At 62.1% G+C, this 12,596-nt stretch carries 9 protein-coding genes and 2 pseudogenes; 1 reads left to right on the top strand and 10 read right to left on the bottom strand.

All coding sequences use genetic code 11. From position 1 onward, the window contains the following. From fdhE to fdnG, 4 genes are all read right to left on the bottom strand, one after another. Complete coding sequence (fdhE, locus tag NKJ91_RS14290) at positions 1-924, bottom strand: formate dehydrogenase accessory protein FdhE (protein ID WP_352456091.1); 924 nt, start codon at positions 922-924, stop codon at positions 1-3. Between the two features lie 114 nt (positions 925-1,038). Then, the gene (locus NKJ91_RS14295) at positions 1,039-1,737 is read right to left on the bottom strand and encodes a formate dehydrogenase subunit gamma (protein WP_352456092.1); all 699 of its coding nucleotides are present in this window, start codon (positions 1,735-1,737) and stop codon (positions 1,039-1,041) included. Continuing rightward, positions 1,724-2,674 (bottom strand): formate dehydrogenase subunit beta, encoded by a 951-nt coding sequence (gene fdxH, locus NKJ91_RS14300; RefSeq protein ID WP_352456093.1) that lies wholly within the window; start codon positions 2,672-2,674, stop codon positions 1,724-1,726. Before fdxH ends, NKJ91_RS14295 begins: the two co-directional genes overlap by 14 nt. A 12-nt stretch (positions 2,675-2,686) precedes the next feature. Then, positions 2,687-5,773, bottom strand: a complete 3,087-nt coding sequence (fdnG, locus tag NKJ91_RS14305) for a formate dehydrogenase-N subunit alpha (RefSeq protein WP_352456094.1) — start codon at positions 5,771-5,773, stop codon at positions 2,687-2,689. Positions 5,774-6,252: 479 nt separating this feature from the next. On the opposite strand from fdnG, the gene selD reads away from it, so the two are divergent. After that, positions 6,253-7,329: a selenide, water dikinase SelD gene (selD, locus tag NKJ91_RS14310; RefSeq protein ID WP_352456095.1), complete on the top strand. Its 1,077-nt coding sequence runs from the start codon at positions 6,253-6,255 to the stop codon at positions 7,327-7,329. 105 nt (positions 7,330-7,434) lie between these two features. On the opposite strand, the pseudogene NKJ91_RS14315 reads toward selD, so the two are convergent. The 6 genes and pseudogenes from NKJ91_RS14315 to NKJ91_RS14345 all read right to left on the bottom strand — a co-directional run. Then, a pseudogene (locus NKJ91_RS14315) lies at positions 7,435-7,857 on the bottom strand (plasmid maintenance toxin (PemK-like)); the annotation flags it as partial. A gap of 59 nt (positions 7,858-7,916) precedes the next feature. Further along, positions 7,917-8,180: pseudogene (locus NKJ91_RS14320) on the bottom strand (type II toxin-antitoxin system Phd/YefM family antitoxin); the annotation flags it as partial. A 773-nt stretch (positions 8,181-8,953) separates the two neighbouring features. Next, positions 8,954-9,832, bottom strand: a complete 879-nt coding sequence (locus NKJ91_RS14330) for an SMP-30/gluconolactonase/LRE family protein (protein ID WP_352456096.1) — start codon at positions 9,830-9,832, stop codon at positions 8,954-8,956. A 36-nt stretch (positions 9,833-9,868) separates the two neighbouring features. Beyond that, on the bottom strand, positions 9,869-10,831 hold the full coding sequence (gene kce, locus NKJ91_RS14335) for a 3,5-dioxohexanoate:acetyl-CoA acetone transferase (protein ID WP_352456097.1): 963 nt from the start codon (positions 10,829-10,831) through the stop codon (positions 9,869-9,871). Next, the gene (locus NKJ91_RS14340; protein ID WP_352456098.1) at positions 10,828-11,775 is read right to left on the bottom strand and encodes a 3-hydroxyacyl-CoA dehydrogenase; all 948 of its coding nucleotides are present in this window, start codon (positions 11,773-11,775) and stop codon (positions 10,828-10,830) included. The genes kce and NKJ91_RS14340 overlap by 4 nt, the downstream gene beginning before the upstream one ends. Positions 11,776-11,785: 10 nt before the next feature. Further along, positions 11,786-12,592: an SDR family oxidoreductase gene (locus NKJ91_RS14345; RefSeq protein ID WP_352456099.1), complete on the bottom strand. Its 807-nt coding sequence runs from the start codon at positions 12,590-12,592 to the stop codon at positions 11,786-11,788. Positions 12,593-12,596 lie beyond the last annotated feature (4 nt).

Raw genomic sequence — 12,596 nt, forward strand, 5'->3', positions numbered from 1 at the left:
TCAATAGCCAACAAGGAACGGATTGAACGATCCGCGGCGATGGCCACCCTCGCGGACGAGCAGGTCGAGGCCGAGCGTCGCCACGTCGTCGGCGACCGGATCGAGAGCCGGATCCTTGTGCTGGTACAGGATCTTTACATAGCAGCCGCATGCATCGCAGGTCTCGGCCTTGACCGTGCCAGGGCCTCCCTCGATTTCCTGATAGCCTATCCCCTTGGTCGAGCCGCACAGCGTACATTTGACACGGACGTGGTTCCACAATGTTCCACACAGCGCGCAGACGCAGAACCGCGCCCCGTGTGCGCCGTGCCAACCGACGATGATCGAGGATACGGGCGGCCCACCGCAGGCCGGACAGGCGCCGTCGGCAACCGGAACCAGCTTCGAGCTGTCGAGACATGCCGCGAGGCGGGCAAAGTGAACCTGCAGCGCGGCCGCGACATAGACATGCTCGGCAAGCGCGTTCATTGGGATCGCATCGGTGAGCACATTGCGCACCATGGAGTCGACGACCCCGGACGCATCGATATTCGCCAGCCTGTCCAAGGCGGCTGCGGCCGCCTTGGGTTTTTCGATCGTGGCTGCCACTTCGAACAGGCGGCCGAGCGTCATTCCAAGGGCGGCATCCGAAGTGGATTGGTTGCGATCGAGCGGCGGCATACCGAAGGTTCGTGCGCGCTCGCGCGCCTCCGCGGTCGGCAATTCGATCTCCGGCAAGCCGTCCTGGATGCGGTGCTGCGCATCCGTCAGTGCAGAGAGGAAGCGGAGATAGGGGCCGAGCTGGTGGTCATCCGCCAACACATCCAATCGCTCGGAGCGGCGAATGAACAAGGTCCGCGGATCAGGCAGGCGCGCAAAGGGTGGGGCCGAGACCTCGCCGATTACAGTCGGGTCAGGGCGTGACGGATCTTGTTGCTTTGGCATTTCAACCTCACGAACCTCACGGGCCACGTGGTCGGCTTGATACTGCTCCGGAGCAATTCCACGAAAAGTGTATAACGGTTTTCCGTCCGGAATTGCGTAAAAACAAATACCCGCTCATTCGGCGGGATTCGATCCCGAACGTCCGTCCGGTTTGCCTGCGATCAGTTCACGCAGCCATTTGCGATGATGCCGCCAAGCCCAGCCGCCGGTCACCCGTCCGCGCGTCATGGCGGGAATGGTGCCGCGTACCCAGATGGCCGAATAGAAATGGATAATCCAGACGCCGATGATCGCCACGGCAGCAATCGAATGAACAAGCAGCGCCACCCGCTGCTGACCGATCGTGGTGTAAGCGGCGAAATATTGTTGCCAGATGACGATGCCGCTCGAAATCAGGATGACGATGAGGATCGACATTGACCAGAAGACGAGCTTCTGGCCGGCATTGTACTTGCCGACTTCGGGGACGTTGTCCTCGTGATTGGACAATACGTCACGGAAACGGGCGAGCCACGTTCCGTCCTCGGGCCTCCACAAATTGGCCTTCCAGAACCGAAGGAAAAGCCCAAGGAAGCTGAAGAACAGCAAGACGCCGATCCATGGATGAATGAAGCGCGTGAACTGGCCGCCGCCAAACAGCCCCGACAGGAAGAACAGGCTCGGGTGAAACATGGCAAGGCCGGACAAGGCGAGCAGGATCAGGCTGGCCGCCGTGATCCAATGGTTGATCCGCGCGCTCACCGTGTAGCGGTCCACGATGACTGGCTTGCCGGGATGTATCTGCTCGTTCGGCTTCACGTCATACGCGGCCATCGTTGTCGCCTTCCGTCAGCTCTTCGGCATGCTCCTCATCCGTCTCGGAGACCCTGTTCGGTCCCATCACCAGATGGTGAAGCAGGCCGACGCCGGCCGCCACGCCGAGAATGGTGAGGCCGGCATATTTGGTCACGCCCTTCCACGCCTCCACGAGCGGACTGATCTTCGGCTCCTTCGGCAGACCAGAATAGAGTTCCGGCTGGTCGGCATGGTGCAGCACATACATCACATGCGTCCCTCCGACGCCGGGCGGATCGTAGAGGCCGGCATTCGAATAGCCGCGCGATTTCAGGTCCTTGATGCGGCCGTCGGCGTGCTGTTTCATCTCGTCTTTCGTGCCGAACACGATCGCCTGGGTCGGGCAGGCCTTGGCGCAGGCTGGTCCCTGGCCGACAGCCACGCGGTCGGAGCAGAGCGTGCATTTGTAGGCCGTGTGATCGACTTTGGAGATGCGCGGAATGTTGAACGGGCAACCCTTGATGCAATAGCCGCAGCCGATGCAGTTCTCATGGACGAAATCGACGATGCCGTTCGAATACTGCACTATGGCGCCTGGTGCCGGACAAGCCTTGAGGCAGCCCGGGTCAGCGCAGTGCATACAGCCATCCTTGCGGATCAGCCATTCGAGTTCGTTTGTCTCGGGATTGTCCCATTCGCTGAAGCGCATCAGCGTGAACATGTCCGGCGTCAGATCGGCAGGATTCTCATAGACGCCGGCATTGAAGCCGATCTCCGGATGCGTGTCGTTCCACTCGATGCAGGCCGTCTGGCACGCCTTGCAGCCGATGCATTTCGAAACATCGATGAGCTTGGCGACTTCCGTCAATTGCTGCTCGGGCGCGGGAACCGTCGAGGCAGAGCGGCGGATGAGGTCCTTGTCGGAAAAACGCGGTGCGGTATCCGTCGTCGAAGGATTTGGAAGTGGAGGAAACATCGCTTACTCCTCCTACGCTACCGGCCCGGCGATGGGCTCGATGTTGACAAGGAACGCCTTGTATTCCGGCGTCTCGATGTTGGCGTCGCCGACAAACGGGGTGAGCATGTTCGGGCCAAAGCCTTTCTTCGCCGCTCCCGTGAAGCCCCAGTGCAGCGGTATTCCGACGATGTGGACGGTCTTGCCATCGCAGGTGAGCGGCCTGATCCGCTTGGTCACCATGGCCTTCGCCACAACGGAACCGCGCTTCGACCAGACGCGCACCCAGCCGCCTTTGGTGATGCCCTTCTCGGCCGCAAGCTGTTCGGAAATTTCCACGAAAAACTCCGGCTGCATCACCGCATTGGTGATGACGTGCTTGGTCCAGAAGTGGAAATGCTCGGTCAGTCGGTAGGAGGTCGCCGCGTAGGGGAACTCCTGCGAAGCCGATTCGGCGAACTGGGCCATATCGCCTTCGAACACCCGCGCTGCGGGGTTGCCGCGAACTTTGGGAGCTATCGGGTTCGCGATGGGCGACTCGAATGGCTCGTAATGCGCCGGGAATGGTCCGTCGCGCATCATGCCCCGGGTAAAGAGGCGCGAGACGCCTTCCGGATTCATGATGAACGGGCCTACTTGATCGGGCTTTGCCGTTGGCAAGATGTCGGGGACATCGTAGCCCGACCATTTCGTGCCGTCCCATTCAATCACCTTGCGGCTTGGATCCCAAGCCTTTCCGGTGAGGTCAGCCGACGCCCTGTTGTAGAGAATGCGGCGGTTGGCAGGCCATGAGAACGCCCATTTGGAATAGGCGCCGGTTTCGTCAGGATCGGTGGTGTCCCGCCTGGCCATGTTGTTGCCGTTTTCGTTGAAGCAGCCGGAATAAATCCAGCAGCCGCAGGAGGTGGAGCCGTCGTCGCGCAGCGCGGCGAAGCCCGGCAAGAGCTTTCCGGCCTCGGCCAGCAGCTTTGTCGGGTCGGCCGTGTCGGTTACCCTGGCGAGCGCCCTACCATTGATCTCCTGGGCAAGCTCCTCGGCCTTCGGATCGCCGGGATCGGCATAAGGCCAGTTGAGCTTGACGATCGGATCCGCGAAGGCGCCACCTTCCTTGCTGTAGAGCTCTTTCAGGCGCAGATAGAGCTGCGCCATGATCCAGGTATCGCGTTTGGCCTCGCCGGGGGGCGTGCCGCCGGCCCAATGCCACTGCAGCCAGCGCCCCGAATTGACCAGCGAGCCGTCGTCCTCGGCGAAGCAGGTGGAGGGAAGCTGGTAGACTTCCGTCTGAATCTGCGACGGATCGACATCGTTGTACGGCCCGTGGTTCTCCCAGAACCGGCCCGTCTCCGTGTCCAACGGATCCATGATGACGAGGTATTTGAGCTTCGAGAGGGACTCGATCACCTTCTTCTTGTTGGGAGCTGCCTGTAGCGGGTTGAAGCCCTGGCAGAAATAGCCGTTCATCTTGCCCTGGTGCATCAGCTCGAAAGCCCGCAGCAGATCGTAGCCCGGCAGGTCGAGCTTCGGCAGGTAGTCGTAGGCGAAGCCGTTCTCCGGCGTTGCCGCGTTGCCCCACATTGACTTTTGGAAGCTTACGAAGAACTTCCTGTAGTTCTGCCAGTAGCTCATCTGGTTCGGCCGGAGCGGCTTGAAGCCTCGGGTCGACATGTAGGCTGCCAGATCGACCTCCTTCTCGGTCGGCAGCGTCAGATAACCGGGCAGCAGGTTCGACATCAGCCCGAGGTCGGTCAGCCCCTGGATGTTGGAGTGACCGCGAAGCGCGTTCATGCCGCCGCCGCGTATACCAATATTGCCGAGAACAAGCTGCAGCATCGCCATGGCGCGGATGTTCTGCGAGCCCTTCGAGTGCTGGGTCCAGCCGAGCGCGTACATCGAGGTCATCGCCTTGGTCGGAGACGACGTCTCGGCGACCATCGCGGCCACCTTCAGGAACCGGTCCTTGGGTGTGCCGCAGATGCGCTCGACCATCTCCGGCGTGTAGACCGCGACATGCTTCTTGAGCAGATTCCAGACGCAGCGGGGATTGGCCAATGTCGCGTCGACAACGGCAAAGCCGTCCGTTCCTATGTCATAGTCCCAACTGGACTTGTCATAGTCTCGCTTCGCCTCGTTATAGCCGGAGAAGAGGCCGTCCTGATAGGTGAAGCCCTCCTTGACGACATACGTCGCGTTGGTGAAGGTCTTCAGATAGTCCCATTGCACCTTATCGTTCTGGATGCAGTAGTTGATCAGCCCGAGCAGGAAGGCGATGTCCGTTCCCTGGCGGATCGGCGCGTAAAGATCCGACACCGAAGCCGAGCGCGTAAAGCGCGGGTCGATGACGATGAGCTTGGCGCCGCGGTTGGCCTTCGCCTCTGTGACCCATTTGAAGCCGCAAGGATGCGCTTCCGCGGCATTGCCGCCCATGATGACGACGAGATCCGTGTTCTTGATGTCGGTCCAGGAATTGGTCATTGCGCCGCGGCCGAATGTTGGGGCGAGACTCGCCACCGTCGGGCCGTGTCAGACACGTGCCTGGTTGTCGAACACCAGCATGCCCGCGCTGCGGACCACCTTGTAGGTCGCGAACGCGGTTTCATTGGTCGAAGCCGAGGCGGCGAGGAAGCCGGTGGTGATCCACCGGTTGACCGTCACGCCGTCATTGTTCGTCGCGACGAAGTTCTTGTCGCGATCGTCCTTCATCAGACGGGCGATGCGGCCGAGTGCGTCTTCCCAGCTTATCGGCTCGAACTTGTCCGAGCCCGGTTTGCGGATCATCGGATGTTGCAGACGGGTCGGCGACTTGACAAATCCGAGCAGGGCCGACCCTTTGGGGCACAAGGTGCCGCGATTGGTCGGATGATCAGTGTCACCCTCGATATGGGTGATCTCGGCCGGCTCGCCCTTTCTGAGATCGCCCTTCGAATACAAGATTATGCCGCAAGCCACCGAGCAGTATGGACAGGTGTTGCGTGTTTCGGTGGTGTTCGCGAGCTTGAAGGGCCGTATAGCCGCCGCGTGTGCGGCCTCGCTATCGCCGAAGCCGAGGGCTCCAAGCGTAGTACCGGCGAGACCCGCGCCTGCTGTTTGCAGGAACGCGCGTCGAGAAAGATCGATGTTCATGGGTTTCTCCCGAAGCCGATGCCCCACAAGGCAACTCGAACCAACGGTTCAATCCGACTAACTAGTCTCGGACCAAATAAAATCAATGCCAAAGAACGAGGTGCGTACGGTGCAGCAAAAGTGCCCCTCCGAACCGCCTTCCTGCAACAGGCTTGTGCCCGCAAATCGGCTTTGTGTATTATTGTTGAATATTCTTGTCATCTTTTCGTGACCGCGACTGCGATTGACGAAAACGAACGCATTACCATACTGTAGAGCGTGGCGATGAAACAGCTCCCGCGGGTCGGGGCGCCTTTCGATCGATACCCAATGACGGCGATGCCTCGCACGCCGGATACGGTGCTTGCCTTTCCTAACTTAATGAAATCCGCCGAGAGCAAGCGTGCTCCAAACGCGCCGTGCGTTGGCGCGATCGTATTTTCCATTCCGGTTGACCTTGATCCCTACTAAAGCGTGCCAGCAGAGGAGGCTCGACGACTATGGCAATTGCCCTCTCGCCCGAAATAACGGATGCGCCCGTTGTGCGCCTGACCAGCCTCGCCCATGGCGGCGGTTGCGGCTGTAAGCTGGCACCGTCAGTGCTGCAGCAGCTTCTCGCTAATCCGGCGGCTGCCAGTCCCTATCATCAGCTTCTCGTCGGCACGGAGACCGGCGACGATGCGGCAGTCTGGCAACTCGACGGCGCGACTTGCGTCATCGCGACCACCGACTTCTTCATGCCTATGGTAGATGACCCCTACGATTTCGGCCGGATTGCCGCAACCAACGCCCTGTCCGATGTCTATGCGATGGGTGGCCGGCCGATCATGGCGCTGGCGATCCTCGGGATGCCTCTCGACAAGATCCCGATGCTCATGGTCCGCGAAATCCTGAAAGGTGGCGAAGCTGTCTGCGCCGACGCCGGAATCCCGGTTGCAGGTGGCCACTCGATCGACTCGCCGGAGCCGATTTATGGCCTCGCAGTCATCGGCACATGCCGACCCGGAGATATCCGACGCAATTCTGACACCAGGCCGGGTGACGCCTTGATCCTGACGAAAGGGCTCGGCGTCGGCATCTACTCCGCCGCCATCAAAAAGCAGGCGCTTTCCGAGAGCGGCTATCGCGAAATGATCGCCTCCACCACCCTTCTCAACCGGATCGGATCGGAGCTGGCGCAGGACGCGAGCGTCCACGCCGTCACCGACGTGACCGGATTTGGCTTGCTCGGACATGCCCTCGAGATGGCACGCGGTTCCGGGTGCACGCTGATAATTTGCAACCACGACGTGCCGCTCTTTTCCGAAGCTGCCTCGCTCGCGGTCGACGGCCACGTTACCGGCGCATCGCGGCGCAACTGGGCGAGCTATGGCGACGCGGTAAGCTTACCTCCCGGCATGCCCGAGTGGCGACGCCATCTTCTCACGGATCCACAGACTTCGGGCGGATTGCTGGTTGCTTGCGAGACCGACCACGCAGCGGCGCTCGTCGAGAGGATCGTCGCGGACGGCTATCCTTTGGCTCGCATCATCGGCCATGCCAGGCCCGGCGCGCCGACAATAGTAGTAGAGGCCTGAACGGCCGCTCCGCTTCCCCGCCAGATGACGGGGCGCGCCCTCCAGTCCGCGGCACTCCACCTCCTGATGCCGCCCGGCATGCCGCAGCGCCTGCCGGCGTCGCGCGGTGCGCGACGTGCTGGTGTGCGCCTGGCTTGTCGCGATGGCGACAAACCGGCGCTTGACCGCGGTAAACAAAGCCGGCGGCAGCGGCCCGCAATAGCCGCTCTCCGTCTCCAGCGGCCGGATGTCGGGGCCAGGCCAGGCGAACCGGTTGCTTTCCGTCAAAACGATCCACGACCGCTCGCCGTCAAGCCGCAAACGCAGCTTGACCGCAGCCGGAATCTCGATGGCATCATCGGGATCGGACGGCGGCGTGGTGATCGGCAGGACCCGGACGACCGGCGAGCCGTCCTCCTGCATGGCGACCAGCGCGAGCACCAGGCAGGGCCGGTCCTTGTCGCCTTCCTCGCGGCCTTCGCGGTGTTGCCAATGCCAGAGGTAGGAGTAACGGAAGACGTGGCCGACCTTGATTTCAGCCGGTAGCATTTTTTGCCGTCAGGCCTTTTGCCCCGAGGGGTTTCGACCCGAGGGTTTTGACCCGAGGGTTTTGACCCAGAGAGCTCGTCGTCGAGATGGTCGAGATCCGGCTCCATTTCAGAGGCTTCGACCGCGGCGATCTCGTCCGAGCCGAGCTCCGCTGTCAGATCGACCCGCCGGTCGCGCTTCGACAGCCGGACAAAATCCTCATAGGCCAGCAGCACCGTGCGCGGGCGACCGTTCTTGGTGATGATTACCGGGTCGCGGACCGCGGCATCCTGATAGGCGCCAAAATTTTTCGAGACGGCGGCGGCGGTGACGATGGTGCTCATCGGCGAGACTCCTTTATTCCGGAATATCCGGGCTTTCCGGGCTTTCCGCAAATGTCGGGCGCCCGCCAAATGGAAACGAGGCAGTGACAGGGCAGCTTCCAAAGGCCCTCGTCCGTTCGCCTGGGTTCGTTTTGCGAGTGCGCCGCCGATATTGTCCAAGACGCAACGCCCAGAACACCTCCACTTGCTGTAGGCAGCCGCAACTGGAAACGATGCCGGACGTTGCTGTGACGACAGGAATAAGGCTGTCTGTGGCGGCAAGGCTGGTTGAGGAAAGCCCCGACCGTGTGAAGCCAATGACCGAAGAGCATCCCGCGGCACTAGCACAATACGCCCGCGGCAGCTCTCGACTAGCGAAAGACTGACGACGACGTCTGTTTGGGGTCGAACTTGCCTATTGGCCGGTTGCTGGAGAGTGGACATTCGCGGATCGCCACACTGCTATAGCCAATGCTATGGATCGACTCCTGCACCTGGTGCCCGCGTGCGGCGGCGGTGATGATTTTGTCGGGATCGTCGGTCCATACGAAGGGCTATGACTGCAGCTTGTGGTCGATGACGAAGCGGTTGATGGCGGAAACCCACATGCCCTCAACACGGGACTGGTGATGGCTCGCGCAGCGCCTGCCGTGCTGCCGCCATTGGTGCTCTTAGTTCCTGACACGACCCCACGCCAGAACCGCACGGCACGAGCTTCCAGCGCCGGTTGCCCTGCGGCGGGAGGTTGGGGTGGCACCAAGAGGCGGGGAGGATGATCGCCATTAAGCACCGATTTATGCGGCAAATCTTGGCTCCGGAACTCCCGTTGCACCCAGGCCGGTGATGGCAAAAAGGCTGCCGCGCAAGACACCGTCGCTTGGAAAGCGCGGCAGCGGCGGCTTGGCCATCGAAGTGACGTACAGGGTGTCGAGCTTCGGCCCGCCGAACATGACGCTGGTGATCTTCTTGACGGGCATGTCGATGATGCGATCAACGCTGCCGTCGGGCGCGTAACGCACCAGCCTGCCGTCATAGACCAGCGCGTTCCACAGGAATCCTTCCGCATCGACGGTCGAGCCGTCAGCCGCCCCTCCCCGGCTGGTATCGACGCGGGTGAAGGTGCGCCGGTTGTTGGCGGCACCCGTTTCGATATTATAGTCGTAGGCCCAGATCTCGCCGGTCCAGGTGTCGGCGAAATAGAAGGTGCGGTCGTCCGGGCTCCAGCACGGACCGTTCGAGCAGATGATGCCGGAAGCTATTCTGGTAACGGAGAAATCCGGATCGAGCCGGTAGAGCCCGCCGGAGGGTCCCTCTTCCATCGTGTCCATTGAGCCGGCGAAGAAGCGGCCGCGCCGATCGACCTTTCCGTCATTGAGCCGGTTCATCGGCCTGTCCGGCTCCGGATCGTGAATCGGCGTCACCTCGCCGGTGGCGAAATCAAGCAGATGGAAACCGCGCTGCAGCGATACCACCGCGCCACCGCCGTCCTTGCGCAGTGCCATCGAACCGATCTTCATCGGCACGTCCCAGCACCGGATCTCGCTCCCGTCCGCGGTTGCCCGAAACACGCGCCCGTCGAAACTGTCGATCCAATAGAGGCGCTCCTGCTCGACGTCCCACAGCGGCCCTTCGCCCAGCGTGGTCTTCACGTCCACCACGACTTCGATCTTCATACCGTCCTCCTCTGTTTCGGCGCTCTGCGGCAAAGGTCAAAACGCGACCTGGTCGCCGCCTTTCAATGACAGGATTTCGCGGGCCTCATCGGGCGTTGCCACTTCCATGCCGAGGCCTTCGATGATCTTGCGGGCAAGCACCACCTGCTCGGCATTCGACTTGGCAAGCCTGCCCCTGCCGGCCCAAAGACTGTCTTCAAGCCCGACGCGGATGTTGCCGCCAAGCGCTGCCGATTGCGCCGCGATGCGCAACTGGCTGGCGCCCGCACCCAGCACCGACCAGCGGAACTGCTCGCCGAACAGCCGGTCGGCGGTGCGCTTCATATGGGCGACGTCTTCCGGATGGGTGCCGATGCCGCCGAGCAGGCCGAATACCGACTGCACGAAGAACGGCGGCTTCACCAGCCCGCGATCGGCGAAATGGGAGAGGTTATAGAGATGGGCGATGTCGTAGCACTCGAACTCGAAGCGCGTGCCGTTGTCGTAGCAGGTCGCCAGTATATATTCGATGTCCTTGAACGAGTTGCGGAAGACCAGATCACGCGTCGCTTCCAGGTGGGGTCTTTCCCAGTCGAACTTGAACGTTTCATATTTGTCTACGAGGTGATAGAGCCCGAAATTGATCGAGCCCATGTTGAGCGAGGCGACTTCCGGCTTGAACTGGGCGGCGGGGCGCACACGCTCCTCCACCTTCATGTAGGGACTGCCGCCGGTGGTGATGTTGATGGCGGCATTGGTGCCTTGCTTGACGCGCGGCAGGAAACGCGCGAACGCCTCCGGCGTCTGGTCGGGCTTGCCGGTCTCGGGGTCGCGGGCATGCAGATGCAGGATCGCCGCACCAGCCTCCGCCGCCGCAATCGCCTCCGAGGCGATCTGGTCTGGCGTGATCGGTAGATAAGGCGACATGGTCGGCGTATGGATCGCTCCCGTCACCGCGCAGGTGATGATCACCTTGTCGTTGGGTTGCTGGGCGCCGGGCTTGCGGCTTGTTTCCGTCATCGTCCAAACTCCTGATCCGATTTTTTCTTGTGCGCCGCCAGTGCCATCAGCCGGCGGTCGCGCCAGACCTGTCGTTCGCTGAGTTCTTCCCGCGGCAGGCGCTTGCGACGGTCGGCCTCGACGGTCTCCATGACCTCGCCGGCCCAGTCGACGCGGCGCAGCATCTGCGGGAAGATGTTGGAATAGATCGTCTGGTAGCGCTCGACATAGTCGCGCACACCACCCGGTGCATTGAGGTCGATCGTCTCGAACGGACCCATGAACGACCAGCGCAGCGCCAAACCGTCGCGCAGGCCAGTGTCGACGTCCTCGACGCTGGCATAGCCGTCGGCCACAAGCCGGAACGCCTCCTCCAGCAGTGCGCCTTGCAGGCGGTTCATGATGAAGCCGTCGAGCTCGCGCTTCATCACCAGTGGCGCATGGCCAGCTTCGACGAGAAACGCGCGGGTCCTTTCCACCGTGTCGGCAGAAGTCCATGGCGCCGGCACCACCTCCGCTGCCGGGATGAGATAGGGCGGATTGATCGGGTGCACGACGAGGCAGCGATGGCGCCCCTCAAGATGATCGGTGAATTTCGACGGCAACAGCGCCGAGGTGGAACTGGCGATCACCGCCTGCGGACCGGCAAGGGCGTCGATCCGGGAGAACACGTCACGCTTCACCTCGAGGTTTTCCGGCGTGTTCTCCTGGACGTGGACGGCATCGGCCAAGGCGTCGCCAAGCTCCGCCACAATGGTGATGCGGCCGAGCACGGCATCGACCGCCTGTCCCCGCAGCAAATCGTTGGCGGCAAGGTCGCCGAGCACGCCAGCGATATAGTCGCGCGCACCGCTGGCCGCGGCCGGCGCCTGGTCCCACATGCGCACATCATGGCCTGCACGAGCGAAGCTGATCGCCCACGCTCGCCCGATGAAGCCGCTTCCGACAATTGCTACCTTCGCCATGATCTCCCCCTCAGAGTGTCTCGACGTTGCCATCGACGCCGAGCGACTGGCCGGAAATATTGACGCCCGCATCGGAAAGCAGGAAGGCGACCATCGCGGCAACATCGTATGGGCTGGTCATGCGGCGCAGCGAGATGTTTTGCAGATAGCGCTGCGTCATCTCCTCGTTTGAAACGCCGAGCTGCTTTGCCCGGTCGGCAATGACCTTGTCGATGCGCGGCCCTTCGATGATGCCGGGCAAGATGGCGTTGACCCTGATCCCATGCGGTCCGAGTTCCTTGGCAAGACTCTGGGTCAGGCCGACAACGCCGAACTTGGCAGCCGAATACGGCGTGCGGAACGCGTAGCCATGGCGGCCGGCGGCGGAAGACATCGAGACGATCGAGCCCCCGCCCGCCGCCTTGATCAGCGGCACGGCACGCCGCGCGCACAGGAACTGGCCGGTCAGGCAAATGTCTATGCAACGCCGCCAGTCTGCCGGATCGATCTCATCGACGCCACCGGTCGGCCCGGCAATGCCGGCGTTGTTGATCAGGGCGTCGAGCCCGCCGAGCTTCTCCTTGACGGTCTCGAACAGCTGGTCGACATCGTCGTCGCGCGAGACGTCGGCTTTGACTGCGGCGGCGAGCGTAATTCTCTCTGGAGCAGCGGCCAGCGCCTCGTCGGAAATATCGCAGATCACGACACGCGCGCCGAGCCTCGACAGCGTCTCTGCAATGGCAAACCCGATGCCGCCGGCACCCGCCGTCACCAGCACGCGCTGGCCTTTGAGCCCGGTCAGGAATTCGTCCGCCGATGCCGGTGCGCTTGAGCTCATTATT

This window comes from Mesorhizobium sp. M0040 (assembly GCF_040323505.1).
In the GTDB taxonomy this organism is placed as follows: Bacteria; Pseudomonadota; Alphaproteobacteria; order Rhizobiales; family Rhizobiaceae; genus Mesorhizobium.

Bases quoted from the DNA above. Each gene is read 5' to 3' on its own strand.
- fdhE (WP_352456091.1), bottom strand. From the start codon at position 924: ATGCCAAAGCAACAAGATCCGTCACGCCCTGACCCGACTGTAATCGGC.
- NKJ91_RS14295 (WP_352456092.1), bottom strand. From the start codon at position 1,737: ATGGCCGCGTATGACGTGAAGCCGAACGAGCAGATACATCCCGGCAAG.
- fdxH (WP_352456093.1), bottom strand. From the start codon at position 2,674: ATGTTTCCTCCACTTCCAAATCCTTCGACGACGGATACCGCACCGCGT.
- selD (WP_352456095.1), top strand. From the start codon at position 6,253: ATGGCAATTGCCCTCTCGCCCGAAATAACGGATGCGCCCGTTGTGCGC.
- NKJ91_RS14330 (WP_352456096.1), bottom strand. From the start codon at position 9,832: ATGAAGATCGAAGTCGTGGTGGACGTGAAGACCACGCTGGGCGAAGGG.
- kce (WP_352456097.1), bottom strand. From the start codon at position 10,831: ATGACGGAAACAAGCCGCAAGCCCGGCGCCCAGCAACCCAACGACAAG.
- NKJ91_RS14340 (WP_352456098.1), bottom strand. From the start codon at position 11,775: ATGGCGAAGGTAGCAATTGTCGGAAGCGGCTTCATCGGGCGAGCGTGG.
- NKJ91_RS14345 (WP_352456099.1), bottom strand. From the start codon at position 12,592: ATGAGCTCAAGCGCACCGGCATCGGCGGACGAATTCCTGACCGGGCTC.